This window comes from Ralstonia sp. 110700041-2 (assembly GCF_056280165.1).
On the sequence record NZ_JBSFAI010000002.1, the window covers coordinates 13,206 to 36,036 of the forward strand.

Below are 22,831 nucleotides of genomic sequence, written 5' to 3' on the forward strand. Positions count from 1 at the left end.
CTTCAGCCGAGATACTCCAGGATCGCCTGCAGCATGGCCGCACCCAAAGCGGCGCTGCGGGCGCCGTCCCAGCCCACGCGTGCGTCGGGCAGGTCGGCGTTGTCCTTGAACGGCATTTCCAGCGTCAACGACAGGCAGCCATAGGTGTGGCCGATGTACTTGGAGGCGAGCTTGAGCGCGTCTTCGTTGTACCTGCTGGCCTCGTAGCCGTATCGCGTCTGGAAATCCGGTGATGCCCGCAGGAAGGCCGCGACAAAGCGGTCCTGATCGGCACGCTGTGCATCGGTAAAGCCGGGCAGCATTTCACTGCCGGCCACAAACACATAAGGCAGCGCCTCGTCGCCGTGGATGTCGAAAAACAGGTCGACGCCGGTTTGCTCGATGGCCTGCCGCACAGCCAACACCTCGGGACTGCGCTGCGCGTCGGGTTCCATCCACTCGCGGTTCAGGTTGGCGCCTGCGGCATTGGTGCGCAGGTTGCCCAGGGACGAGCCATCCGGGTTCATGTTCGGCACGATATGGAAGACGGCGCGCTCGGCGAGCACACGGCCGATGGGATCGCCGCGCCAGACACCCTGACGCGTCAGGCGTGCGAGCAGCCCTTCAACGAACCATTCGGCCATCGTCTCGCCCGGATGCTGGCGCGCGATGATCCACACGTTTTTCTTGCCGGGGCCGGGTTCACCGACGGTGATGCTGGTCATGTCGCGGCCCTGCACCGTTTGCCCCAGGCGCTGCGTGCGCACGCCCGGCTGCGTTTGCGCAGCGGCCACGAGCGAAAGGTGTCGCTCGTCCGAATACGGCTCGAAATAGGCAAACCAGATGCTGTCGTGCTCGGGCGTCACCTCGACCGTCAACGTCTTGCCGTCATAGCGGGTCGGCACACGAAACCAGTGCTCGCGGTCATACGAGGCGACGGCGCGGTAGTCCTTCCAGCCGGAGGCGTAGGTGCATTCGCCGGCGTTTTCCAGGGCCAACTTGCAGGCCTGGCCCTGCACGCCTTGCAGGCGAAAGTGGAACCACTGCGTGAAGTCAGCGTGCGAATCGCGGCGAATGCGCAGGCGGATGGCATCGGCGCGTGCGGCATCGACGATTTCGATGGCGCCGCTGTCGAACGCGCTGGAGATGTGCGGTTGATTGGCAGTCATGTCAGATCCTGCGATCAGGTGAGCTTGCGGCGGAAGACCCAGCGCTCGTCGTCGGAATCGGCAGCGGCAAAGGCATAGCCGTCGACATCGAACGCCTTGAGCTTGCGCGGATCGGTGATACGGTGCTCGATCGCATAGCGCGCCATCAGACCGCGCGCACGCTTTGCGTAGAACGAAATGATCTTGTACTGGCCGTTCTTCCAGTCTTCAAACACCGGCGTGACGATGCGCGCCTTGAGCACCTTGGGCCGCACCACCTTGAAATACTCTTCCGACGCGAGATTGACGAGCACGGCGTCGTCGTCCTGCTTGAAGAGCTCGTTAAGCGCGAGCGTCACGTCATCGCCCCAGAAGGCGTACAAATCCTTGCCGCGCGGATTGGCAAGGCGCGTGCCCATTTCCAGGCGATACGGCTGCATCCAGTCGAGCGGACGCAGCACGCCGTAAAGCCCCGACAGAATCCGCAGATGCTTCTGCGCGAACTGCAGATCGTCCACCGCCAGCGAGTTGGCATCGAGCCCGCCGTAGACATCGCCGTCGAAGGCCAACGCGGCCTGCTTGCTGTTTTCGGCAGTGAATTCGGGCGACCAATCGGCATAGCGCGTGGCATTGAGCGCCGCCAACGGGTCGGAAATGTGCATGAGCGTGCCGATCTGGGCCGGCGACAGCTTGCGAAGCACGTCAATGAGTTCTGCGGAGCGCTCGATGAAATCGGGCAGCGTGTGGGTCTTGGTGCGCGGCGGCGTGTCGTAGTCGAGCGACTTGGCCGGCGAGAGGACGATGATCATGTCAGAATCGCGGTTCACAAGTCTGGAATTGTATCGAATGGCAGACGCTGCCGCCCTCGCCCACTCCACCCAGGCTCCGGCCCCGCGCGTGGTGCTGGACTCCAACATCTGGGTCGACATCCTGATCTTCGACGATGCGGTTGCGCGCCCGATCCGCGCTGCGCTGGAAGCCGGCCGGCTGGACGCCATCATCAGCCCCGCCTGTCGCGAAGAACTGCGCCGCGTGCTCGGCTACCCGCAATTCGCCCGGTACGCCGTCGACGCGAAAGCCGCACTCGCGTGGGTCGATCGCGTAACCCGATCCGTCGCCGATCCTGAAGACGCGGCCCGCGTGCAAGGCGAAGCGTTCGTCCCGCGCTGCAAGGATCGCGACGACCAGAAATTTCTCGCGCTCGCCGATGCCGCCGACGTTGCCTATCTCGTTTCCAAGGACCGCGCCGTGCTCAAGCTCAGGCGCCGCATGGCCAAGTATTGCGACGTGGCGGTGTTGCCACCCAAGCAGTTCGTCGCGCTGGTCCAGTTGGAAAACGCGTCCCTTGCTGCAATCCCAAATCAAGCCTGAAGCCGTCTTGTCATGACCACTGTTGAATCGCTCGCGCCCATCGCCCCGCCGCCGTCGCGGCTACCGAATGTCGGCACCACCATCTTCACCGTGATGTCTGCGCTGGCCGTGGAAAAGCAGGCCGTCAACCTGGGCCAGGGCTTTCCTGATTTCGATTGCGATCCGCGCATCGTCGATGCGGTGTCCGACGCCATGCGCGCCGGCCTGAACCAATACCCGCCGATGACCGGCGTGCCCGCCCTGCGCCAGGCCATCGCCGCGAAGATCGCCAATCTGTACGGCCACGCTTACGATGCCGACCGCGAGATCACCATCACCGCCGGCGCCACGCAGGCGCTGCTGACCACCGTGCTGTGCTGCGTGCATCCGGGCGACGAAGTCATCGTCTTCGAGCCGACGTACGACAGCTACATCCCTTCGATTGAACTGGCGGGCGGCAAGGTTGTGCCGATCACGCTGAACGCGCCGGACTTCCGCATCCCGTTCGACACGCTGGCCGCGGCCATCACGCCGCGCACGCGTCTGATCATGCTGAACACACCGCACAACCCGACCGGCACGGTCTGGCATGCGGACGACATGCGCAAGCTCGCCGAGATCCTCGCGCCGACCAACGTGCTGCTGCTCTCCGATGAGGTGTACGAGCACATGGTGTACGACGGCGTGCCGCATGCCTCGGTGGCGCGCATTCCCGAGCTGGCGCGGCGCGCCTTCGTGGTGTCGAGTTTCGGCAAGACGTATCACGTGACAGGCTGGAAGGTCGGCTACGTGGCCGCGCCCGCCGCGCTCATGGCGGAATTCCGCAAGGTGCACCAGTTCAACGTGTTCACCGTCAATACGCCGATGCAGCACGGCCTGGCAAGCTACATGGCCGATCCGCGTCCATACCTGGAGTTGCCGGCGTTCTATCAGCACAAGCGCGACCTGTTCCGCGCGGGGCTGGGGAAGACGCGCTTCAAGCTGCTGCCCTGTCAGGGCACGTACTTCCAGTGCGTGGATTACAGCGCCATCTCCGATCTGCCCGAGGCCGAGTTCGCCAAGTGGCTGACGAGCGAGATTGGCGTGGCGGCAATTCCCGTGTCGGCGTTCTACTCGCAGCCGCACGAATCGGGCGTGGTGCGCTTCTGCTTCGCCAAGAAAGACGAAACGCTCCAGGTTGCCCTGGAGCGTTTGTCGAAGGTGTAAAACCGTAAGGCCGAGGCCGATCAGCGCTTGCTGGCGTAGTGCGCAAGCATCTGCTCGAGATTGGCCTTGCTGTCTGCCCGCACTTTCTGCACGTTGGGATTCTCGGCCATCTTGGCCAGGTAAGGCTTGACGCCTTCGACCTGCGCCAGCAGGTCTTCACCGTAGATGATCTTGGTGGCCTGACTCACCAGCGGGAAGTGCACGATGGCCGCGCAGTCGGCGATGGTGAACGTGTCGCCCGCTACGTAAGGCGAGAACTTGAACAGCTTGGCCGCCGCCGGGATGTTCTTCTGCAGTTGTTCGCGCACCTTGACCTTCAGGTTGTCGCTGATCTTGCCGCCGAAGAACGCTTCGGGAAACAGCTGGCGCGCGACCAGTTCCAGATGCAGCTCCAGGAACGTGACAATCTCACGCACCTTGGCCGCCTTGAACGGATCGGCCGGAATCAGCGGATGTTGTGGGTAGCGCGCCTCCAGGTAATCGAGGATGACCTGCGATTCGCACATTCCACCGTCCTCGCCCACGAGATACGGCACCTTGTGCAGCGGCGACACCTCGCCGTCGGTCTGGTCCGGCCAGCGCAGCGATTCCTCGAACGCAATCCCCTTCTCCATCAGCGCGAGCTTGACCTTGTTGTAGTAGTTGCTCGCGGCAAAACCGTATAGCGTCAGCATGAACCCATCTCCTTGGTAATTTGGCCGTCCGTTATGGTCGGTGCGGATGCCAGAAATCGCACGCTCGTGCTATTTTAGCCAGACTTCTTTCGATCGCAGCGGATTTCATATGCAGACTATCGGGATTGTGGGCACCGGCGCCATGGGGCGCGGCATTGCACAGATCGCGGCCCAGGCAGGTTTGCGCGTCAAACTGTTCGACGCCAATCCGCAAGCCGTGGAAGCGGCGCGCACGGCGCTGGCCGACACGCTGGCCAAGCTGGCCGCCAAGGGCAAGCTCACAGCAGATGAAGCTGACGCCACAATCGCCCGCCTGATTCCGGCCGGCGCCCTCTCCGACCTGGCCGACTGCGATCTGGTGGTCGAGGCCATCGTCGAGAAGCTCGACGTCAAGCGCGACCTCTTCCGTCAACTCGAAGACATCGTCCGCGCGGATGCCATCCTGGCGTCGAATACCTCATCGCTGTCGATCACCGCGATTGCCGCGACATGCAAACACCCGGAGCGCGTCGCTGGTTTCCACTTCTTCAACCCGGTTCCGCTGATGAAGGTGGTCGAAGTCATCGACGGCCTGCGCAGCGCACCCGCCACCGGTGACGCCCTGGCCGCACTGGCCAAGCGCATGGGTCACACCGCCGTGCGCTGCATCGACATGCCGGGCTTCATCGTCAACCACGCCGGGCGCGGCATGAATACCGAAGGGCTGCGCGTGGCGCAGGAAAGTGTGGCGGCCTATGCGGACATCGACGCCATCATGCGCGAGCAGGCCGGCTTCCGCATGGGGCCGTTCGAGTTGATGGACCTCACAGGGCTGGATGTTTCGCACCCGGTGATGGAATCGGTCTACCGCCAGTTCTACGACGAGCCGCGCTATCGTCCGTCGCAGATCACGGCGTTGCGCTTTGCCGGCAGCATTCTGGGCCGCAAGACGGGCGAAGGGTTCTACCGCTATCCGGAAGGACAGAAACAGGTGCCGGCTGAAGCGCCCGCCCCGTCCGCGCGCCCGTCTTCAGTGTGGATCAGCCGCGCGCATGACGCCGGCCACGCCGCAGCGCAGCGCCTGTTGCTCGATCTGGGCATTACGCCCGAAGGCGGTTCCAAACCGTCCGCCGACGCATTGATCATCGTCACGCCGCGCGGGCTGGATGCCACGGCCTGCGTGACCGCCGAGGGGCTCGACGCACGCCGCACCGTGGCGCTCGACACGCTCTATCCGTTTGCCGCCACCAAGCGCCGCACGCTGATGACCACACCCGCCACCGACGCAGCCTACCGCGATGCCGCACACGGCTTGCTCGCGTCCGACGGCGTACCGGTCACGGTGATCCGCGATTCGGGTGGCTTTGTCGCGCAGCGCATCGTCGCATGCATCGTCAACATCGCGTGCGATATCGCACAGCAGCGCATTGCTACGCCCACCGACATCGACCTCGCCGTCACGCTGGGGCTCGGTTATCCCAAAGGGCCGCTGGCACTCGGCGATACGCTGGGCACGAACGCCATCCTGGAAGTCCTGCAGAATCTCTACGCGCTTTATGGCGATCCGCGCTATCGCCCGAGCCCGTGGCTGCTGCGCCGTGCCCGTCTGGGCATGTCGCTGCTCACGCCTGATGCCTGACGCCTGATTGCCGCTTACCCTGACGAGGCCGCCATGACCGCGCAACTGCTCTCCAAACGCATCGGTTCGACGCTGGTGCTGACGCTGTCCAACCCTGACGCGCGCAACGCGCTGGACCCGGTGATGTACACCGCGTCGATGGAAGCGCTGGACCGCGCCGCCAACGACAACGAGATCCGCGCCATCATCTTCACGGGCGACGGCAACGCCTTCTGTGCGGGCGGTAATCTGAACCGCCTGCTGGAAAACCGTAGCAAGCCGCGCAGCGTTCAAGAAGAAGGCATCGACGCGCTCAACCACTGGATCGAGACGATCCGCACGTTTCCCAAGCCGGTGATCGCCGCGGTGGAGGGCCCAGCGGCCGGCGCAGGTTTCTCGCTGGTGCTGGCGTGCGATTTTGCGATTGCCGCGTCGGATGCGAAGTTCGTGATGGCGTATGTGAACGTGGCGCTTACGCCGGACGGCGGCGGCTCATGGCACATCGCGCGCTTCCTGCCGCGCCCGCTGGCGAGCGAAATCATCATGCTCGGCAAGCCTGTCAGCGCGGAGCGGCTGGCGCACTTCGGGCTCATCAATGAGGTGGTCAAACCTGGCGAGGCGCTGGACCAGGCATTGGCACTCGCGGAAAAACTCGCTGCGCAATCGCCGCACGCGGTGGGCCGCATCAAGGGCCTGATCGCCCACGCCGAAGACGCCTCGCTGCACGATCACCTCAAGGCCGAGCAGCACAGCTTTGTCGAAGCGCTGCACCACGCCGATGGCAACGAAGGCATCTCGGCCTTCCTGCAAAAGCGCAAACCCCAATACCGCTAGTTTCAGGCTCGCATGGTTCCCTTCCCGACACCCAACCGCCGCCGCGTCTACCTGATGCGTCACGGCGCCGTCACGTACTTCGACGAAACCGGCCGGCCCGTTCCGTCGCCCGAGGCCGTGCCGCTCAACGAACTGGGCCGCAGCCAAGCCACCGCTGCCGGCAAGATCTTCGCCGCCGAGAACATCGTCTTCGACCGCGTGATCGTCAGTGGCTTGCCGCGCACGGTGGAAACCGCGCAGCGTGTGCTGGCCGAGATGCCCGCGATGCAGGAACGCGGCATTGCGCTTGAACACTGGCCCGAGCTGCAGGAAATCCGAGGCGGCAAGCTGGCAGAAATTCCCGAGCACGAACTCGCGCAAGCCTTCATCGGCGCGTTTGAAGGCACGGTGTCGGAAGACCGGCGCTTCCTCAACGGCGAGAGCATCGGCGAGTTTCTTGACCGCGTGACGCCGGCCATCGCCAGACTGCGTTCGCAAACCGACTGGGACACCGTGCTGCTCGTGCTGCATGGCGGCACCAACCGCGCGATCCTCTCGCATGCCATCACCGGCGGCGAGCGCGTGTTCTTCGGCAGCTTGGCCCAGACCGCCGGCTGCATCAACGTGCTCGATGTTGGTGATGCCCCGACCGACTGGGTGCTGCGCATGAGCAACTTCTCGGCACCCTCGCCCGCGCATCTCGGCTCGCGGCTGACGACGATGGAAGTGCTGCTGCAGCAGTACCTTCGCCATCGCCAACCGACCTGAACTTTCCTCGATACACAAGAAGATTCGGAGACACACCCATGGCACAAACGGACCAGCAGGATTTTTCCGCCTTCGAGGGCACGCGCCCCGTGGCAGAACAGCAGAAGTTCGACATTGGCGCGCTGGAAGCGTGGATGCGCGAACACGTGGCCGGCTTTGCCGGCCCGCTCACGGTTGAACAGTTCAAGGGCGGCCAGTCGAACCCGACGTTCAAGCTGATCACGCCGTCGCGCACGTACGTGATGCGCGCGAAGCCTGGCCCCAAGGCGAAGTTGCTGCCGTCGGCACACGCCATCGAGCGCGAATATCGGGTGATGGATGCGCTCGCCAAGACCGACGTCCCCGTCGCGAAGATGTATGCGCTGTGCGAAGACGAAGCCGTGATCGGCCGCGCCTTCTACATCATGGAGTTCGTACAGGGCCGCGTGCTGTGGGATCAGGCCCTACCCGGCATGGCGCCCGCCGAGCGCACCGCGATCTATGACGAGATGAACCGCGTCATTTCTGCGCTGCACACGGTGGACTACGCCGCCATCGGCCTGGCCGACTACGGCAAACCCGGCAACTATTTCGCGCGCCAGATCGAGCGCTGGAGCAAGCAGTACAAGCTGTCGGAAACCGAGTCGATTCCGGCCATGGACAACCTGATCGAATGGCTGCCCAAGCACGTGCCGCAGGAAGCCGAGGAAATCACCAGCATCGTTCACGGCGACTACCGGCTCGACAACCTGATCTTCCACCCGACCGAGCCGCGTGTGCTGGCCATCCTCGATTGGGAACTCTCGACGCTGGGCCACCCGCTGGCCGATTTCAGCTACCACTGCATGAGCTGGCACATCGAGCCGGGTCAGTTCCGCGGCGTGGCAGGTCTGGACTTCGCCGCCCTCGGCATCCCCACAGAAGCCGAGTACATCCGCCAATACGAAGAACGCACCGGCCGCCGCATCACAGGCGACTGGAACTTCTACCTCGCCTACAACATGTTCCGCATTGCCGGCATCCTGCAGGGGATCATGAAGCGCGTGGTGGATGGCACGGCGTCGTCGGCGCAGGCGATGGAAGCGGGCAAGCGCGCCCGCCCGATGGCCGAACTGGGCTGGAAGTACGCCCAGCAGGCCGGCGCCTGACGCCGCGGCTTTACTCGTGCTCGCGCGCTGCTTCCAGAGGACCGGACAGCGGCGCCTCCAGCTCCAGCACCACCCCGCCCGGCAACTGCACGAAGATCTGTGCAGCAGGCCGCGCGGGGTGTTTTTTTACCTGGTGCGGGATGCCGCTTTCGCGCACGGCGGCCAGCACATCGGCCGCGTCCTTCCCGGTGCGGAACGCGATATGCGAGAACACCAGCTCCGGCGTATCGCCCTCCTGCGTCACGAGATGGACCAGCGCATCATCGTTCTGGTATAGCCACGTGCCGGGAAACGGAAACGCCGGGCGCGGCCCCGGTTTCCAGCCGAGCACATCGGCGAAGAATTTCAGGATGGGCGCATCTCCTGCCACGTGAAAGTTCACGTGGTCGAAGGTCCAATCGCCGTCGGGTGTCATAGCAAACCGCCTCCTTCAATGTCGATGATGGCGCCGGTCATGAAACCGTTGGTCATGGCCAGCAGGTAGCCTTGGGCGAGGTCTTCCGGCGTGCCGACGCGGCCGACCGGCAGGCCGCTGCCGATGCGCGCAAGCATGGCCTGCCGATCTGCCGGCGCACCCCATACTTCCGTATCCACCACACCGGGGCTGATCACGTTGACACGACGCGGTGCCAGTTCCTTCGCCAGGTTCTTGCCAGCAGCTTCCACCGCCGCGTTGATCGAGCCACGCAGCAGGCCGGTTGCTGTCGCCTTGCGTGAAAGCAGGCCAGAGGTGAGCGTAATCGATGCGCGTTCCGCCAGATGTGGCAATGCGGCCTGCACTGCCATCAAGGCGGCAAAGAACTTGGTGCCAAACGCCTGTTCCAGGTCAGCACGTTGCAGCGCGGCAAACGGCGGTGGGCTCGTACGCGAGCCGATGGTGATGACGAGATGGTCGATCTTGCCGCTGGGCGACAACTGGGCTGCCTGCGCCAGCGCGCTGGCGAGCGACGCCGTGTCGTTCGCGTCGACGGCAATGCCGTGCGCGCCATCCGCCGCTTTGGCCGAGCGCCCCAGCACCGTCACGCGCGCCCCTTCGGCTACAGCCGCGCGTGCCACCGCCTGGCCAATACCGGCCGTACCGCCCAACACCACCACGGACTGATCCTGCAAGGTCTTCGAAGTCATGCCAATGCTCCTTTGTTTTGAGAGGAGGAAAGAAAAAACTGTCAATCAATTGGGCCATTCTTTCATCAAACAAAAGCAAGATAATCTGGCTATGCTTTGATGATTCTCCAAATCTGCTTTGACAATGATCGCCCTCGACGACCTCCGACTGCTGGTGCGCATCGCCGACGCCGGCAACCTTTCCGCCGCTGCGCGCCAGCTCGGTTGGCTGCCCGCCACCGCCAGCGCAGCGCTCAAGCGCGTGGAGACCGAACTCGGCGCCCGCCTGTTCGAGCGCACCACGCGCAGCATGCGGCCGACCGAAGCCGGCCAGCGTTATCTAGGGTATGCAAGACAGGCGCTGGAGGCACTGGACGAAGGCGCCGAAAGCCTGGGGCAGGACCGCACCGAGCTGTCCGGCCCCATCCGCATTGCCGCCACATCGGACCTCGGGCGACACATCCTGCGCCCATGGCTCGACGCCTTTTGCGATGAGCACCCCGGCGTGCGGATCACGCTGGTGCTGGGCGACCGGCTGGCCGACCTGATGCGCGAAGACCTCGACTTTGCGCTGCGCTACGGGCATCTGCAGGATTCGGCGCTGGTGCGGCGGCCCCTTGCGTCACATCCGCGCGTGATCGTGGGCGCGCCGTCGTACTTCAAGAAGCATGGCCGGCCTGCACACCCGAGCGACCTCGCCGACCACCGCTGCCTGATCCTCCTGCGCAACGGCGAGCCCGTCACGCGCTGGCAACTCACGCACGCCAGCGGCCCTGCCCCGATCGACGTACGCGGCGATTTCCAATGCGACGACGGCGCCGTGGTGCGCGACTGGGCGGTCGCCGGGCGCGGCCTGGCATTCAAATCGTGGCTGGATGTCGCGCAAGACGTGAGCGCAGGCCGGCTGGAGGTGGCATTGCCGGCGTGGAGCCATGCGCCCACGCCGCTGCAGCTCGTGGCCCTTGCGCGCCGCCATCGGCCTGCGCGGCTGACGGCGTGTGCGGACTTTCTCGCCGCGCGCTTTGCCGAGTTCAGCGCGCGTTATCCGTTCCCGTCCGCACAGGGGGCAGCGGCATCGCAAAAGCTGGCCAAGGCGGCCAAGCCGACCAAAACCAAGTCGGCCGTCACCGCGAACACGTAGGTGTCCTTAATGGTTGTTGCGGCGGCGGACCACCCACCACGCAACGACCACGGTGAATGCCGCCACCAGCCCCACCATCAGCCAGAAACCGGGGCACACCGAATGCTATCAATCTGTCATAAACCGGCGTGGTTACGCCATTTGCGCTGCGTAACCCCGATGATTGCGTCCGACTTTCCGTTCGTCAACGCCCGTCGGCGAATGCCGCCACAGCATCGTCCAGGGCGACCTCCGCCATCGCGGCGAACACGTGGTCGCGCAGCCAGCGGCTGGCGGCATCCTGGTCGCTGTTGGTGTGCCAGTACAGGTACAGCTCAAGCGGCTGCACGTTGAACGGCAGGGGCAGCATCACGTTGCCATACGGCTCGTTGGCAATGCGCGCATAGCGGATCGGCAACGTGGCAAGCAGGTCCGTGCAGCTCACCACGCGGCAGGCGGCCGGGTAATGCTGGCAACGCAGCCGCACGCGCCGCTCGTGGCCAAGGCGACGCAGCTCCACATCCTCCAGCCCTGCGCCACGGCGCCGCGACGACACATGCACGTGTTCACACGCCAGGTAGCGCTCCAGCGTCAGCGGTTCATGCGCGATGGGGTGGCCGGGGCGCGCCAGCACCACCATCGGATCGGTCAGCAGCGGCGCATGCCGGATGGCTGGGGATGCCGGCAGCAGAATGTCCGCCGCTGCGTCGATGGTGCCGGCCAGCAACTCGGTTTCGAGCTGGCGGCGGTCTCCGCGCACGGTCGTGACGTCGATGCGCGGCGCCTCCTTGGCGATGGCCGCCATGAGCGGCGGCAGCAACGTCGCTTCCAGCGCATCGCGCATCGACAACGTGAAGCGGCGCTCGCTCGTGGCGGGGTCGAAACGCGTGCCTTCACGCAGGGTGCGCTCGAAGCCCTGCAGCGCCGTGCGGACCTCCGCAATGAGCGTGCGCGCCAGCGGCGTCGGCACCATGCCCTGCCCGCGCCGCTCGAACAGCGGGTCGTCAAACAGTTCGCGCAGCCGCCCCAGGGCGTGGCTGACCGCCGGCTGCGTCAGGTTGAGCGTGCGGGCGGCCGCGGTAATCCCGCCTTCCGTATAGATGGCGTCGAAGACGACGAACAGGTTCAGATCGACGCGCGATATATGCATGACATTGATGGACCGCAATCTACGAAATTCATTTCTCTTATTGTAGGCGAAGGCTTATTCTGCGGACACCACTTGGGAGTTGCGCCACGCGCCATGACCACATCCCCCGATCTCGCCGTTCCCCCGGGCTTTGTTCTGCTGAACAAGCCGAGCCCTTTCCTGACGATGCTGGGGCCGGTGTATGCCAAGGGGATGGGCGCGTCGATGGTGATGGGTTTTCACGTGCAGCATCACCACCTGAACCGGCGCGGCATCCTGCACGGCGGCGTGGTGGCATCGCTGGCCGATGCGGCGCTCGGCTATTGCCTGGCCGAGCCCGGCGAAGGCACCGGCGGCGCCCTGGCCATGTCCACCGCCAGCCTGACTGTGGATTTCATCGCCTCTGCCGGAGAAGGCGACTGGATCCAGATCACCCCGGAGGGATTGCGCACGGGCAGCAAACTGGCCTTTGCGCAGGCCCTCTTCCATCGCGGCGACCGGCTGATTGCGCGCGCGAGTGCCGTGTTTGCAGTGCTCGGCGGACATGTTTGATGCATGGCCGAGCCCGACTGAACTGAGTTGATGGTTGCCCGTTCGGGGCGCTTGTTCGATGTACTGAGGAGACACCATGAATTTCGATTACACGCCCAAGGTCAAGGACATGCAGGCACGCCTGCTCGCATTCTTCGACCAGCACATCTACCCGAATGAGCACCGCTTCCACGAAGAAATCGAGGCCAACCGCCGCGCCGGCAATGCGTGGATCCCGACCAAGGTGATCGAAGAACTCAAGCCGCTGGCACGCAAGGCCGGGCTGTGGAACCTGTTCCTGCCGCGTTCGCCGCGCGCGCCCGAAGGGCTGTCGAACCTCGAATACGCGCCGCTGTGCGAGATCATGGGCCGCGTGCCCTGGGCGCCGGAAGTGTTCAACTGTTCCGCGCCCGACACCGGCAACATGGAGACGCTTGAGCGCTATGCGTCGGAAGAACTGAAAGACCGCTGGCTGGAGCCGCTGCTGCGCGGTGAGATCCGCTCGGCCTTCCTGATGACCGAACCGGCCGTGGCTTCGTCGGACGCCACCAACATCGAATGCCGCATCGAACGCCAGGGCGACGAATACGTCATCAACGGCCGCAAGTGGTGGTCGTCGGGCGCCGGCGACCCGCGCTGCGCCGTCTACATCGTCATGGGCAAGACCAACCCGGATGCCGGCCGCCACGAGCAGCAATCGATGATCGTGGTGCCAGCCAATGCGCCGGGCATCACGGTCATGCGCCCGCTGTCGGTGTTCGGTTACGACGATGCGCCGCACGGCCACATGGAAGTCGACCTGAAAGACGTGCGCGTGCCGGTGGGCAACATCCTCCTGGGTGAAGGCCGCGGTTTCGAGATCGCTCAAGGCCGCCTGGGCCCGGGCCGCATCCACCACTGCATGCGCAGCATCGGCGTGGCCGAGCGTGCGCTGGAGCTGATGTGCAAGCGCCTGTCGTCGCGCATCGCATTCGGCAAGGCCATTGCGCAGCACAGCGTCTGGCACGAACGCATTGCCGAAGCGCGCTGCATGATCGAGCAGGCCCGCCTGCTGACGCTCAAGGCCGCGTACATGATGGACACCGTCGGCAACAAGGTCGCCAAGGCCGAGATCGCGATGATCAAGGTCGTGGCACCGAACATCGCCTGCCAGATCGTCGACTGGGCGATCCAGGCACACGGCGGCGGCGGCGTGTCGGGTGATTTCCCGCTGGCTTCGGCCTACGCCCACCAGCGCACGCTGCGTCTGGCCGACGGCCCGGATGAAGTGCACCGCGCGGCCATCGCCAAGCTGGAACTGGCCAAGCATCTGCACCTGAAAGACGTTGTCGACATGCCGGTCACACGCGGCGCCTGACCTGCGGCACGGCTGTACCGTTCACTCCTTAACCCCGCCTTGAGCGGGGATTTTTTTGCCCGCTGCCCGGCGTCTGCGCGTTTCTCGGTTCTGTGCTGGAATGGAACACTTTGCAGGCTGCTGGTGGCCTGCACCTCTCTTCCCGGCCAGAAGCCAAGGAGCCAACTCGATGATCGACGTCTATAGCTGGGCCACGCCCAACGGGCACAAAGTGCACATCATGCTGGAAGAATGCGAGCTGCCTTACCGCGTTCACGGCATCAACATCGGCGCCGGCGACCAGTTCAAGCCCGACTTCCTCAAGATCAGCCCCAACAACAAGATCCCGGCCATCGTCGATCAGGATGGCCCCGACGGCAAACCGATCTCGCTGTTCGAATCGGGCGCGATCCTGCTGTACCTCGCCGGCAAGACCGGCAAGTTCCTGCCCGACGACGTGCGTGGCAAATACGAAGTGCTGCAGTGGCTGATGTTCCAGATGGGCGGCGTCGGCCCGATGCTCGGCCAGGCGCACCACTTCCGCATCTACGCGCCCGAGAAGATCGAATACGCGATCAACCGCTATACGAACGAAGCCAAGCGACTGTACGGCGTGATCGACAAGCGCCTGGGCGAATCCAAGTACCTCGGCGGCGCGGAGTACTCCATCGCCGACATCGCCACGTGGCCGTGGCTGCGCAGTTGGAAGAACCAGGGGATCGAACTGTCGGACTACCCCAAGCTGCAGCGCTGGTTTGAAGCCATTGAAGAACGCCCCGCCGTGCAGCGCGCGGTGAAAGTGCTGGCCAAGGAACGGCCGGCTGTGCAGGACGACAAGGCAAAGGAAATCCTGTTTGGCGCCACGCAGTATCAGCGCCGTTGAGCCGCACACGCATCACGAGACAAAAGGCCGCGCATGCGGCCTTTTTAATGGCCGTTAGCAGGGCGCACCCCGCGCCGGTCCTACACTGAGCGCATGCGGATTCTCCTGGAGCAATCATGGCGGCATCAGCCAGGTTTGGTTTTGCAGCGGTGATTTCGGTACTCGGCTATCTCGCGCTCGCAGCGTGGGGCTGGGGCGGCGTTGGCCCGCTGCTTGCGCATCCGGCACGCGTGGCGCTGGTGGTGGTGACGGCTGCGCTGACGATTGCTGCAATGTTCGCAGGCGGCAATCTCAGCGCCGGTGAGCGAGAGGACCGGTCCAACCGGTGGGTGTTGCCCGTGTTTGGCTTGATCGGCCTCGTCAGCGCCTGGCTGCCGGCGTATACGGACCGGCACGACCTCTTTTGCATCGACGGCGATTTGGTGAGGTGGCTGGGTGTGGTGCTCTATGCCGCGGGCGGCGCCCTGCGGTTGTGGCCCGTGCATGTGCTGGGCAACCGCTTCAGCGGACTGGTGGCGATTCAGCCGGGCCATACGCTGATGACCAGCGGCATCTACCGCTACGTGCGCAACCCCAGTTACGTGGGATTACTGGTCAGTACGCTGGGATGGGGCCTGGGATTCCGGGCGGTGGCCGGCGTGGTGCTCACCGCATTGCTGATTCCGCCGCTGGTGGCACGCATGCACGCTGAGGAAGCCCTGCTGCAATCGCAATTTGGCGCCGAATACGACGCATACCGTGCCCGGACCTGGCGCCTGATTCCTGGCTTGTACTAGCGCCTCGTTCAAAGCGGCAGCGCAAGACACTGGACATCCGGCGCCGTATAAGGCGTCGGATACGGCGACCTGGGCCCCACCTCCAGCCGCATCGGGGCAAGCGCAAGCACCTCGGCTTCGTTGCGCTCGCGCGTAGTCAGCGCCGGCCCCGGCGGAGCGGGCCGGACCAGCGGCTCGTTGATGGCGCAGCGCACATGCTTGCCGTCATGCAGGCGCACCTCCATCGTGTAAGACGGGCCCGAGACGACGGGAGTGCACGCCGCTGCACCCCAGGCGAATGCCACCAGCAGCAGCCAACGACGTGTTCCCATCCGGCACCTCCCATCACGCACAGACCACCGTGGATTTGACTTGCCGTGCGATCGGGAGTGCCCCGTATCCGGCTCCTCAGGCCGCCAGCATCCCCTGCCGCTCAATGAACCTGATGACCTCATCCAACCCACCCTGCGCGCGCAGATTGCACATCACGAACGGCCGATCGCCGCGCATCTTGCGCGTGTCGCTCTCCATCACCTCCAGCGACGCCCCGACATACGGCGCCAGGTCGGTCTTGTTGATGATGAGCAGGTCCGACTTGGTGATGCCCGGGCCGCCCTTGCGCGGGATCTTCTCGCCGCCGGCCACGTCGATCACATAGATGGTCAGGTCCGACAGCTCGGGGCTGAACGTCGCCGCGAGGTTGTCGCCGCCCGACTCAATGAAGACGACATCCGCATCCGGAAACTTGGCGAGCATGCGATCCACCGCTTCAAGGTTGATCGACGCATCTTCGCGGATGGCCGTGTGCGGGCAGCCGCCGGTTTCGACGCCCATGATGCGTTCGGCAGGCAGCGCGCCGGAGATGGTCAGCAGGCGCTGATCTTCCTTCGTGTAGATGTCGTTGGTGATCGCCACGAGGTCGTAGCGCTCGCGCATCGCCTTGCAGAGCATTTCGAGCAGCGTGGTCTTGCCGGAGCCCACCGGGCCGCCCACGCCAACGCGCAGGGCAGGAAGTTTCTTGGTTCGCATGATGATCAGGTTCAGGAACGAAAGAGTCGTGAGTATTGCGTTTCATGCCGGGCGGACAGCACGCCCAGCCCCGGCGAAAACGTAGACAGTTCAGGCGGATGACAGGCCGCGCGGCGTGTCGCCTCCTCCACCGCACGCGCCACCGCTGCGTGCAGGCCAAAGAGAATCCGTTGCCCCGCAGCCTGCCCGAGCGGCACGGCCTTGACTGCCGCCGCCATCTGGTTTTCCACCCAGGCAAAGCAGTACGCCGTCACGCCATCGCGCGGGTCGACATTCAGCGCGGCAGCAGCGGCGGCAAACGCGGTCGGAAACGTCACCGAAGCGCATGCGGCCAAGGCACTGCGCAGTGCGTCATCGCCCCACGCCATCTGCTGGATGAGGCGATTGAGCGACCAGCCCATCTGAGACGTTTCGAGCCGCAGCTCGCGCGTCTCGCGGGTGGCGAGGAACCACGCATCGCGCTCGGCAACGGCATCGAAGCGGCCTGCCTGCCAGTCGGCAAACTGCAGCAGCCATAGCGGTGCCTCGCATGCGGCGAGCACGTCGAGCCCCTCGGCAATCCACGCGGCAGCCGACGCTTCGTCCGCCACGCGCCGCACATCCACCGCCGCCTCCAGCCCCTGCGAATAGCTGAACGCGCCCACCGGCAGCGCCGGGGACGCGAGATGCAGCAAGGCGGTGAGCTGCGCCGCGTTAGTCATGGTGATGGTGGTGATGGCCGCAACCGGGCCCATGGACATGGCCGTCGTCGTGGTCGTGACCATGTGCGTGATCGTGGCCATGCGAGTGACCATGATCGTGCCCGTGATGCTCGTGGTACAGCGCCTGCGCGGCCGCGTAGTCCTCTTCGAACGTCGCATCGTGGCCGTGACGATGGCCGCCACCATAGGCGCCCGCCTCGGGCTCGAACGGCGCCTCCACATGCGCGACGGTCACGCCCAGGCGGACCAGCATGTCTTCGAGCACCGGATCGGCTTCGAGCTGCAGCGCATCGGCGCTCACCTGCACGGGCGTGTGCCGATTGCCGAGGTGATACGCGGCGCGCATCAGCGCGAGCCGGTTGTCGCTGCTTACGCGCAGCACCTGCTCGGGCGCGGCCTGCACTTCCACCAGCGTGCCGTCTTCAGCGACCAGCACATCGCCGCCGCGCATGACGGTGCCCCGCGGCAACACGACGGCCACTTCACGGCCATCGTCGAGGGCGGCGCGCAGGCGGCTGCGGCTGCGCTCCAGGAATGGCAGCACCAGCTTGGGCGCACGCTTGACCAGCACGGAGGCCAGGCCATGCGGCGCGGGGAGATGTTTGTTGATGGCAAGCATCTATAGGACCTAATTCGTCATCCAACTATGAAGCTCGAAGTTCTGAAATCCAAGCGCCACGTTCTGATCTCCACGCGTGGAGTTTCGATCTCGGAGCGGCGTGGCATCCCTTGTTTCACCTCCTGCCGGGGACGATACGACGGATGGACCAACAACAAGAAACCCGAGCCCACCCCGCACCACCAGCTAGAACAAGAAATACCGCTGCGCCATCGGCAACACCTCCGCCGGCTCACAAGTCAGCACCGTCCCATCCGCCACCACCTGATACGTCTCCGGATCCACCGAAATATCCGGCTGCCAGTCGTTATGAATCATGTCCGCCTTGCTCACAGTACGCGTGCCCTTGACGACCGCCGTGGTCTTGGCCAACCCATACTGCTCCGCCACGCCAGCCGCAGCAGCCGATTGCGACAGGAACGTCAACGACGTCCGCCCCAGCGCCCCGCCCGCTGCCCCAAACATCGGCCGATAGTGCACTGGCTGCGGCGTTGGGATCGACGCATTCGCATCGCCCATCGCCGCAGAGGCAATCATCCCGCCCTTCAGGATCAGGCTCGGCTTCACGCCAAAGAACGCAGGCTTCCACAGCACGAGGTCTGCCCACTTGCCGACTTCAACCGAGCCGACTTCATGTGCGATGCCGTGCGTGAGCGCGGGGTTGATCGTGTACTTCGCCACGTACCGCTTGACGCGGAAGTTGTCATGTCCGCCCCGCGCATCGTTCGGATCACCGGCCAGCTTGCCGCGCTGCACCTTCATCTTGTGTGCGGTCTGCCACGTACGCAGCACGACTTCGCCGACGCGGCCCATGGCCTGCGAATCGCTGGAGATCATCGAGAACGCGCCCAGGTCGTGCAGGATGTCTTCGGCGGCGATCGTCTCGCGGCGGATGCGGCTTTCGGCAAAGGCGATGTCTTCGGCGATGGACGCATCGAGGTGATGGCACACCATCAACATGTCGAGGTGCTCGTCCAGCGTGTTGACGGTGAACGGCCGCGTCGGGTTGGTCGATGACGGCAGCACGTTCGATTCACCGCACACACGGATGATGTCCGGTGCATGCCCGCCGCCCGCGCCTTCCGTGTGATACGTGTGGATCGTGCGGCCCTTGAACGCAGCGACGGTCGCTTCAACGAAGCCCGATTCGTTCAACGTATCGGTGTGGATGGCGACCTGCGTATCGGTGTCGTCGGCCACGCCCAAGCAGCAATCGATGGCGGCGGGCGTGGAGCCCCAGTCTTCGTGCAGCTTCAGGCCGATGGCGCCTGCGTCGATCTGCTCGCGCAGCGCGCCCGGCAGGCTGCCGTTGCCCTTGCCGAGGAAGCCGATGTTCATCGGGTACGCATCCGCGGCCTGCAGCATGCGCTGCATGTACCACGGGCCCGGCGTGCAGGTGGTGGCATAGGTGCCGGTGGCGGGGCCAGTGCCGCCGCCAATCATCGTCGTCACGCCGCTGTTGAGCGCCTCATCGATCTGCTGCGGGCAGATGAAGTGGATGTGCGTGTCGACGCCGCCGGCGGTGACGATCATGCCTTCGCCCGCGATGATCTCGGTGCCGGGGCCGATGACGATGGTCACGCCGGGCTGGATGTCCGGATTGCCCGCCTTGCCGATCGCCGAGATGCGCCCGTTCTTCAGGCCGATGTCAGCCTTGACGATGCCCCAGTGGTCGATGATCAGCGCGTTGGTGATGACGGTGTCGGTGCAGTCTTTCGATTCGCGCTGGCTCTGGCCCATGCCGTCGCGGATGACCTTGCCGCCGCCGAATTTCACTTCCTCGCCGTAGACGGTGAAGTCGCGCTCGACTTCGACGATGAGGTCGGTGTCGGCCAGACGCAGGCGGTCGCCCGTCGTGGGGCCGAACATTTCCGCATAGGCGCGGCGATTGATCTTCAATGTCATGTCCGTGTCTCGCTCAAAGCTTGCCCATCACACGGCCGGCGAAGCCGTAGACCACGCGATCACCCGCCAGCGCCACGAGTTCGACCGTACGCTCCTGCCCCGGCTCGAAGCGCACGGCGGTGCCGGCGGCGATGTTCAGCCGAAAGCCGCGCGCAGCTTCGCGGTCAAAGCGCAGCGCGTCGTTCACTTCATAGAAGTGGTAGTGCGAGCCGATCTGCACCGGGCGATCGCCCGTGTTGGCCACCGTTACCGTCACCGTGGGGCGGCCTGCGTTGAGTTCCAGATCGCCGTCTTGCGGCAGGAGTTCGCCGGGGATCATGGTGAAAGCCCCCTCAGATCGCCGTAACCAGCAGGCCTGCGCCGTACAGCGCCACACCCACACCCGACAGACGCGCCAGCCACGCCATGCGCGGCTTCAGTGCAAAGCCCGCGCCGATGCCGGCGGTATGCAGCAGCGCCGTCGCCACGGCAAAGCCGCCAACGAAATACGGGAACATGGCCTGCGCGCCTGCGGGGAATTCCGTGCCGTGCGCATAGCCGTGGAACAGCGCGAACGCGCCGCACAGCAGTGCACCGCCCCAGGTCGGCAGCTGCGCGCGTGCGGCAATCAGCAGGCCGAACACCAGCAGCGATGCGGCAATCATCGGCTCAGCCATCGGCAGCGCCCCGCCGCCGGCGCCGAGCAGCGCGCCCAGGATCATCAACGCGACAAAGGCGACCGGCGCCCACAACGCGTCGCGCACCGAGCGCGAGGCCAGTGCGCTCCACACACCCACGGCCACCATCGCCAGGAGGTGATCTGCACCGGTGAGCGGATGCAGGAACCCCGCGAGCAGGCTGCCCTCGGCGGTATGGCCCGGATGCCCCGGGTGAGCGAAGGCAACAGAGGCGCCAAACGTGAGCGCAATGGCCGCAGCGGGCCGGACGAAGCGAGACAGGGTAGGCGTCATGGCGGGACTCGTAGTGGTGAGTGGCGTGCGGACTTCAGAACGTCAAACAATCGGGTGGTGGACGGTGACGAGCTTCGTGCCGTCCGGAAAGGTGGCCTCGACCTGGATGTCGGGAATCATCTCGGCCACGCCGTCCATCACGTCATTGCGCGTGAGCAGCGTGGTGCCGTAGTGCATCAGGTCGGCCACGGTCTTGCCGTCGCGCGCGCCTTCCATGATGGCAGCGCTGATGAAGGCGACGGCTTCCGGGTAGTTGAGCTTGAGGCCGCGGCCCTTGCGGCGCTCGGCCAGCAAGGCGGCGGTGAAGATCAGCAACTTGTCTTTTTCGCGCGGGGTCAGTTCCACGTGGGGCTCTCTTCGGTGAGGGTCAATTCAGTACAGTTCAGATCGGGCGATGCGAGGTCACGTTGCCATCATGTGGCCGTCATGTAGACCAGAGCCGCAGCGGACGGCCCGCTACGCCATGCATCGGTTCGCGCAGCGCCAGCCACGTCTGGGCCAACAAGGCACGTGCATCTTCGGGCCGGCGTGCAAGCACGCGCAGCAACAAAACGTTTGGCAGGCCGGGCGCATCTTGCGTGAGGCAGGTGACGCCCGCGCGCAGGTCGTCGTTGTACGGCAGGTGCTCGGCCATCGATTCGGCCAGGGCTTCGGTGGCGCCCTCGCCCACGGCCCACAGCGTGCCGACAACGTGGAAGCCGGCCATGCCCGTCGTCGCATTCAGCACGGGCGATTGCGCGTCGAACGCGGCCGATTCAATCCACAGCGGCTGGCCGTTGCAGCGCAATGCGGTGCGCAAGACGATACGGCCTTCGGCCCACGATTCACCGGCGGCGTGGCGGCCGAGCATGGTCGCGTCCCAACCGATGGCGGTGGCGCCCGGTGCCAGATCCAGCGTCAGGTCGATGATCGGGCAGGCCTGGTTGAAGACGATGTTCTCTTGTGGCACCCAGTCGAGCCGCGCGCCTGTCTCTGCCCGGATGGCAACGCGCTGCGTGGCCGTGCGGCCGAGCGACTTGTACCACTTGGTGGCGCCGGGCGTGGTCAGCACGGCATGCGCGTCGGCACCGAGTTCGATGTTGATATCGAGCACATCGCCACCGGCAATGCCTGCGGGCGGATGCAGCATGACGGCATGGCACACGCCCTCGCCTTCCGGATACAGCGCCTTCTGCACCCGCAGCGGCCCCTGATGCCGGCACGTGGCCAGCACGGTGCGCTCACCGCGCCGTGCAAACGCCAGGCGCAGCGAGGCTTCCCAGGACGCGAACGAATCGGTCTGCGGCGGCACAGGAAAATCGGGATGGCGCATCAGGAAGGCAGCACGGCGGCTAGGAATTTTCTCATCATAGCCAGATGCCACAGATTTGGCATTCGACTTTTTCCGTCGAATGCCGGGGCATCAGCCGGGGCATCAGACGGCCACCAGATCACGCACGCCATCGGCTTCCATATTGGCGCCGTCGCCCTGGGCGATGACCTCGCCGCGGCTCATGACGACATAGCGGTCGGCAATGCTGCGCGCAAAGTCGTAGTACTGCTCGACCAGCAGCACCGACATGCCGAACTCATCGACAAGGCGCCGCAGCGTTCGGCCGATCTCCTGGATGATCGACGGCTGGATGCCCTCGGTCGGCTCGTCCAGGATCAGCAGGCGCGGCTCGCTCATCAGCGCGCGGCCGATGGCAAGTTGCTGCTGCTGGCCGCCGGACAGATCACCGCCGCGCCGGCCCTTCATCTCCTTGAGCACCGGAAACAGCTCGTAGATGAAATCGGGCACCTTGGACGGCGCACGCTTGGCGGCCGCACCAATCAGCAGGTTCTCTTCCACCGTCAGGCGCGGGAAGATCTCGCGGCCCTGCGGCACATAGGCGAGCCCCTGCGAGACACGCTCGTACGCGGGCAGTTTCTGGATGGTGCGCCCTTCCCAATCGATCGCACCGCTGGCGGTGGGCACCACCCCCATCAAGCATTTGAGCAGCGTCGTCTTGCCCACGCCGTTACGGCCAAGCAGCGTGGTCAGCTTGCCCGTGGGGACGTCAAAGCTGACGTTGCGCAGGATGTGGCTGCCGCCGTAGAACTGGTTCAGTTGTTGGACCTGCAACAT

The 22,831-nt window shown here is 65.1% G+C and carries 27 protein-coding genes; 11 read left to right on the forward strand and 16 right to left on the reverse strand.

What is annotated here, in order from left to right:
- Nucleotides 1-2: 2 nt before the first annotated feature.
- Both ACUXH0_RS02550 and yaaA read right to left on the reverse strand, forming a co-directional pair.
- A complete protein-coding gene (locus ACUXH0_RS02550) occupies nucleotides 3-1,148 on the reverse strand; it encodes a M14 family metallopeptidase (protein ID WP_012436038.1) in 1,146 nt (381 codons plus the stop codon).
- A gap of 14 nt (nucleotides 1,149-1,162) precedes the next feature.
- Nucleotides 1,163-1,936, reverse strand: coding sequence for a peroxide stress protein YaaA (gene yaaA, locus ACUXH0_RS02555; protein ID WP_012436039.1), 774 nt, complete (start codon nucleotides 1,934-1,936; stop codon nucleotides 1,163-1,165).
- Nucleotides 1,937-1,973: 37 nt separating this feature from the next.
- On the opposite strand from yaaA, the gene ACUXH0_RS02560 reads away from it, so the two are divergent.
- Nucleotides 1,974-2,498 carry a putative toxin-antitoxin system toxin component, PIN family gene (locus tag ACUXH0_RS02560; protein WP_012436040.1) on the forward strand — a complete coding sequence of 175 codons (525 nt, stop codon included), beginning with the start codon at nucleotides 1,974-1,976 and terminating at the stop codon, nucleotides 2,496-2,498.
- A gap of 12 nt (nucleotides 2,499-2,510) precedes the next feature.
- Nucleotides 2,511-3,683 (forward strand): pyridoxal phosphate-dependent aminotransferase, encoded by a 1,173-nt coding sequence (locus ACUXH0_RS02565; RefSeq protein ID WP_004636488.1) that lies wholly within the window; start codon nucleotides 2,511-2,513, stop codon nucleotides 3,681-3,683.
- Between the two features lie 20 nt (nucleotides 3,684-3,703).
- Here the strand turns inward: ACUXH0_RS02565 and ACUXH0_RS02570 are convergent, their stop codons facing one another.
- Nucleotides 3,704-4,357, reverse strand: coding sequence for a glutathione S-transferase (locus ACUXH0_RS02570; RefSeq protein WP_012436041.1), 654 nt, complete (start codon nucleotides 4,355-4,357; stop codon nucleotides 3,704-3,706).
- A 46-nt stretch (nucleotides 4,358-4,403) separates the two neighbouring features.
- Between ACUXH0_RS02570 and ACUXH0_RS02575 the strand changes: the two genes are divergently transcribed.
- From ACUXH0_RS02575 to ACUXH0_RS02590, 4 genes are read left to right on the forward strand one after another with little or no spacing between them, the layout of a single operon-like run.
- Nucleotides 4,404-5,975 (forward strand): 3-hydroxyacyl-CoA dehydrogenase, encoded by a 1,572-nt coding sequence (locus ACUXH0_RS02575; protein WP_137910936.1) that lies wholly within the window; start codon nucleotides 4,404-4,406, stop codon nucleotides 5,973-5,975.
- Nucleotides 5,976-6,008: 33 nt separating this feature from the next.
- Nucleotides 6,009-6,788: an oxepin-CoA hydrolase, alternative type gene (locus ACUXH0_RS02580; protein WP_012436043.1), complete on the forward strand. Its 780-nt coding sequence runs from the start codon at nucleotides 6,009-6,011 to the stop codon at nucleotides 6,786-6,788.
- A 12-nt stretch (nucleotides 6,789-6,800) separates the two neighbouring features.
- Nucleotides 6,801-7,535, forward strand: a complete 735-nt coding sequence (locus tag ACUXH0_RS02585; RefSeq protein WP_012436044.1) for a histidine phosphatase family protein — start codon at nucleotides 6,801-6,803, stop codon at nucleotides 7,533-7,535.
- Nucleotides 7,536-7,573: 38 nt separating this feature from the next.
- A complete protein-coding gene (locus ACUXH0_RS02590; protein ID WP_012436045.1) occupies nucleotides 7,574-8,662 on the forward strand; it encodes a phosphotransferase in 1,089 nt (362 codons plus the stop codon).
- 10 nt (nucleotides 8,663-8,672) lie between these two features.
- Here the strand turns inward: ACUXH0_RS02590 and ACUXH0_RS02595 are convergent, their stop codons facing one another.
- Nucleotides 8,673-9,077, reverse strand: coding sequence for a VOC family protein (locus ACUXH0_RS02595; RefSeq protein WP_012436046.1), 405 nt, complete (start codon nucleotides 9,075-9,077; stop codon nucleotides 8,673-8,675).
- Nucleotides 9,074-9,787 (reverse strand): SDR family oxidoreductase, encoded by a 714-nt coding sequence (locus ACUXH0_RS02600; RefSeq protein ID WP_004636503.1) that lies wholly within the window; start codon nucleotides 9,785-9,787, stop codon nucleotides 9,074-9,076. The genes ACUXH0_RS02595 and ACUXH0_RS02600 overlap by 4 nt, the downstream gene beginning before the upstream one ends.
- Nucleotides 9,788-9,911: 124 nt before the next feature.
- On the opposite strand from ACUXH0_RS02600, the gene ACUXH0_RS02605 reads away from it, so the two are divergent.
- Nucleotides 9,912-10,907 carry a LysR family transcriptional regulator gene (locus ACUXH0_RS02605; RefSeq protein WP_012436047.1) on the forward strand — a complete coding sequence of 332 codons (996 nt, stop codon included), beginning with the start codon at nucleotides 9,912-9,914 and terminating at the stop codon, nucleotides 10,905-10,907.
- A gap of 184 nt (nucleotides 10,908-11,091) precedes the next feature.
- Here ACUXH0_RS02605 and ACUXH0_RS02610 read toward each other — a convergent pair whose 3' ends face one another.
- Nucleotides 11,092-12,036 carry a LysR family transcriptional regulator gene (locus ACUXH0_RS02610; RefSeq protein WP_012436048.1) on the reverse strand — a complete coding sequence of 315 codons (945 nt, stop codon included), beginning with the start codon at nucleotides 12,034-12,036 and terminating at the stop codon, nucleotides 11,092-11,094.
- A 93-nt stretch (nucleotides 12,037-12,129) separates the two neighbouring features.
- On the opposite strand from ACUXH0_RS02610, the gene ACUXH0_RS02615 reads away from it, so the two are divergent.
- From ACUXH0_RS02615 to ACUXH0_RS02630, 4 genes are all read left to right on the forward strand, one after another.
- Nucleotides 12,130-12,567 (forward strand): PaaI family thioesterase, encoded by a 438-nt coding sequence (locus ACUXH0_RS02615; protein WP_012436049.1) that lies wholly within the window; start codon nucleotides 12,130-12,132, stop codon nucleotides 12,565-12,567.
- Between the two features lie 76 nt (nucleotides 12,568-12,643).
- A complete protein-coding gene (locus ACUXH0_RS02620) occupies nucleotides 12,644-13,903 on the forward strand; it encodes an acyl-CoA dehydrogenase family protein (protein WP_004636510.1) in 1,260 nt (419 codons plus the stop codon).
- Between the two features lie 169 nt (nucleotides 13,904-14,072).
- A complete protein-coding gene (locus ACUXH0_RS02625) occupies nucleotides 14,073-14,765 on the forward strand; it encodes a glutathione binding-like protein (protein WP_004636512.1) in 693 nt (230 codons plus the stop codon).
- 116 nt (nucleotides 14,766-14,881) lie between these two features.
- A complete protein-coding gene (locus ACUXH0_RS02630) occupies nucleotides 14,882-15,541 on the forward strand; it encodes a methyltransferase family protein (RefSeq protein ID WP_004630744.1) in 660 nt (219 codons plus the stop codon).
- Nucleotides 15,542-15,549: 8 nt separating this feature from the next.
- Here ACUXH0_RS02630 and ACUXH0_RS02635 read toward each other — a convergent pair whose 3' ends face one another.
- The 10 genes from ACUXH0_RS02635 to urtE form a co-directional block, all read right to left on the reverse strand.
- Nucleotides 15,550-15,852, reverse strand: a complete 303-nt coding sequence (locus ACUXH0_RS02635) for a hypothetical protein (RefSeq protein ID WP_004630745.1) — start codon at nucleotides 15,850-15,852, stop codon at nucleotides 15,550-15,552.
- Between the two features lie 76 nt (nucleotides 15,853-15,928).
- Entirely contained in the window at nucleotides 15,929-16,549 is a 621-nt protein-coding gene (gene ureG / locus ACUXH0_RS02640; RefSeq protein WP_004630747.1) for an urease accessory protein UreG, read from the reverse strand.
- Between the two features lie 11 nt (nucleotides 16,550-16,560).
- Complete coding sequence (locus tag ACUXH0_RS02645) at nucleotides 16,561-17,250, reverse strand: urease accessory protein UreF (RefSeq protein ID WP_012436051.1); 690 nt, start codon at nucleotides 17,248-17,250, stop codon at nucleotides 16,561-16,563.
- Nucleotides 17,243-17,869 (reverse strand): urease accessory protein UreE, encoded by a 627-nt coding sequence (gene ureE / locus ACUXH0_RS02650; RefSeq protein WP_012436052.1) that lies wholly within the window; start codon nucleotides 17,867-17,869, stop codon nucleotides 17,243-17,245. The genes ACUXH0_RS02645 and ureE overlap by 8 nt, the downstream gene beginning before the upstream one ends.
- A 186-nt stretch (nucleotides 17,870-18,055) precedes the next feature.
- Nucleotides 18,056-19,774, reverse strand: coding sequence for an urease subunit alpha (gene ureC, locus ACUXH0_RS02655; RefSeq protein ID WP_004630752.1), 1,719 nt, complete (start codon nucleotides 19,772-19,774; stop codon nucleotides 18,056-18,058).
- A 13-nt stretch (nucleotides 19,775-19,787) separates the two neighbouring features.
- Nucleotides 19,788-20,093 (reverse strand): urease subunit beta, encoded by a 306-nt coding sequence (locus ACUXH0_RS02660; RefSeq protein WP_004630755.1) that lies wholly within the window; start codon nucleotides 20,091-20,093, stop codon nucleotides 19,788-19,790.
- A gap of 13 nt (nucleotides 20,094-20,106) precedes the next feature.
- On the reverse strand, nucleotides 20,107-20,724 hold the full coding sequence (locus tag ACUXH0_RS02665) for a HupE/UreJ family protein (protein ID WP_012436054.1): 618 nt from the start codon (nucleotides 20,722-20,724) through the stop codon (nucleotides 20,107-20,109).
- Nucleotides 20,725-20,766: 42 nt separating this feature from the next.
- A complete protein-coding gene (locus ACUXH0_RS02670; RefSeq protein ID WP_004630759.1) occupies nucleotides 20,767-21,069 on the reverse strand; it encodes an urease subunit gamma in 303 nt (100 codons plus the stop codon).
- Nucleotides 21,070-21,148: 79 nt separating this feature from the next.
- Nucleotides 21,149-22,036, reverse strand: a complete 888-nt coding sequence (locus ACUXH0_RS02675) for an urease accessory protein UreD (protein ID WP_004630760.1) — start codon at nucleotides 22,034-22,036, stop codon at nucleotides 21,149-21,151.
- A gap of 102 nt (nucleotides 22,037-22,138) precedes the next feature.
- Complete coding sequence (gene urtE, locus ACUXH0_RS02680; protein WP_012436055.1) at nucleotides 22,139-22,831, reverse strand: urea ABC transporter ATP-binding subunit UrtE; 693 nt, start codon at nucleotides 22,829-22,831, stop codon at nucleotides 22,139-22,141.

Bases quoted from the DNA above. Each gene is read 5' to 3' on its own strand.
- ACUXH0_RS02550 (WP_012436038.1), bottom strand. From the start codon at position 1,148: ATGACTGCCAATCAACCGCACATCTCCAGCGCGTTCGACAGCGGCGCC.
- yaaA (WP_012436039.1), bottom strand. From the start codon at position 1,936: ATGATCATCGTCCTCTCGCCGGCCAAGTCGCTCGACTACGACACGCCG.
- ACUXH0_RS02560 (WP_012436040.1), top strand. From the start codon at position 1,974: ATGGCAGACGCTGCCGCCCTCGCCCACTCCACCCAGGCTCCGGCCCCG.
- ACUXH0_RS02565 (WP_004636488.1), top strand. From the start codon at position 2,511: ATGACCACTGTTGAATCGCTCGCGCCCATCGCCCCGCCGCCGTCGCGG.
- ACUXH0_RS02570 (WP_012436041.1), bottom strand. From the start codon at position 4,357: ATGCTGACGCTATACGGTTTTGCCGCGAGCAACTACTACAACAAGGTC.
- ACUXH0_RS02575 (WP_137910936.1), top strand. From the start codon at position 4,404: ATGCCAGAAATCGCACGCTCGTGCTATTTTAGCCAGACTTCTTTCGAT.
- ACUXH0_RS02580 (WP_012436043.1), top strand. From the start codon at position 6,009: ATGACCGCGCAACTGCTCTCCAAACGCATCGGTTCGACGCTGGTGCTG.
- ACUXH0_RS02585 (WP_012436044.1), top strand. From the start codon at position 6,801: ATGGTTCCCTTCCCGACACCCAACCGCCGCCGCGTCTACCTGATGCGT.
- ACUXH0_RS02590 (WP_012436045.1), top strand. From the start codon at position 7,574: ATGGCACAAACGGACCAGCAGGATTTTTCCGCCTTCGAGGGCACGCGC.
- ACUXH0_RS02595 (WP_012436046.1), bottom strand. From the start codon at position 9,077: ATGACACCCGACGGCGATTGGACCTTCGACCACGTGAACTTTCACGTG.
- ACUXH0_RS02600 (WP_004636503.1), bottom strand. From the start codon at position 9,787: ATGACTTCGAAGACCTTGCAGGATCAGTCCGTGGTGGTGTTGGGCGGT.
- ACUXH0_RS02605 (WP_012436047.1), top strand. From the start codon at position 9,912: ATGATCGCCCTCGACGACCTCCGACTGCTGGTGCGCATCGCCGACGCC.
- ACUXH0_RS02610 (WP_012436048.1), bottom strand. From the start codon at position 12,036: ATGCATATATCGCGCGTCGATCTGAACCTGTTCGTCGTCTTCGACGCC.
- ACUXH0_RS02615 (WP_012436049.1), top strand. From the start codon at position 12,130: ATGACCACATCCCCCGATCTCGCCGTTCCCCCGGGCTTTGTTCTGCTG.
- ACUXH0_RS02620 (WP_004636510.1), top strand. From the start codon at position 12,644: ATGAATTTCGATTACACGCCCAAGGTCAAGGACATGCAGGCACGCCTG.
- ACUXH0_RS02625 (WP_004636512.1), top strand. From the start codon at position 14,073: ATGATCGACGTCTATAGCTGGGCCACGCCCAACGGGCACAAAGTGCAC.
- ACUXH0_RS02630 (WP_004630744.1), top strand. From the start codon at position 14,882: ATGGCGGCATCAGCCAGGTTTGGTTTTGCAGCGGTGATTTCGGTACTC.
- ACUXH0_RS02635 (WP_004630745.1), bottom strand. From the start codon at position 15,852: ATGGGAACACGTCGTTGGCTGCTGCTGGTGGCATTCGCCTGGGGTGCA.
- ureG (WP_004630747.1), bottom strand. From the start codon at position 16,549: ATGCGAACCAAGAAACTTCCTGCCCTGCGCGTTGGCGTGGGCGGCCCG.
- ACUXH0_RS02645 (WP_012436051.1), bottom strand. From the start codon at position 17,250: ATGACTAACGCGGCGCAGCTCACCGCCTTGCTGCATCTCGCGTCCCCG.
- ureE (WP_012436052.1), bottom strand. From the start codon at position 17,869: ATGCTTGCCATCAACAAACATCTCCCCGCGCCGCATGGCCTGGCCTCC.
- ureC (WP_004630752.1), bottom strand. From the start codon at position 19,774: ATGACATTGAAGATCAATCGCCGCGCCTATGCGGAAATGTTCGGCCCC.
- ACUXH0_RS02660 (WP_004630755.1), bottom strand. From the start codon at position 20,093: ATGATCCCCGGCGAACTCCTGCCGCAAGACGGCGATCTGGAACTCAAC.
- ACUXH0_RS02665 (WP_012436054.1), bottom strand. From the start codon at position 20,724: ATGACGCCTACCCTGTCTCGCTTCGTCCGGCCCGCTGCGGCCATTGCG.
- ACUXH0_RS02675 (WP_004630760.1), bottom strand. From the start codon at position 22,036: ATGCGCCATCCCGATTTTCCTGTGCCGCCGCAGACCGATTCGTTCGCG.
- urtE (WP_012436055.1), bottom strand. From the start codon at position 22,831: ATGTTGCAGGTCCAACAACTGAACCAGTTCTACGGCGGCAGCCACATC.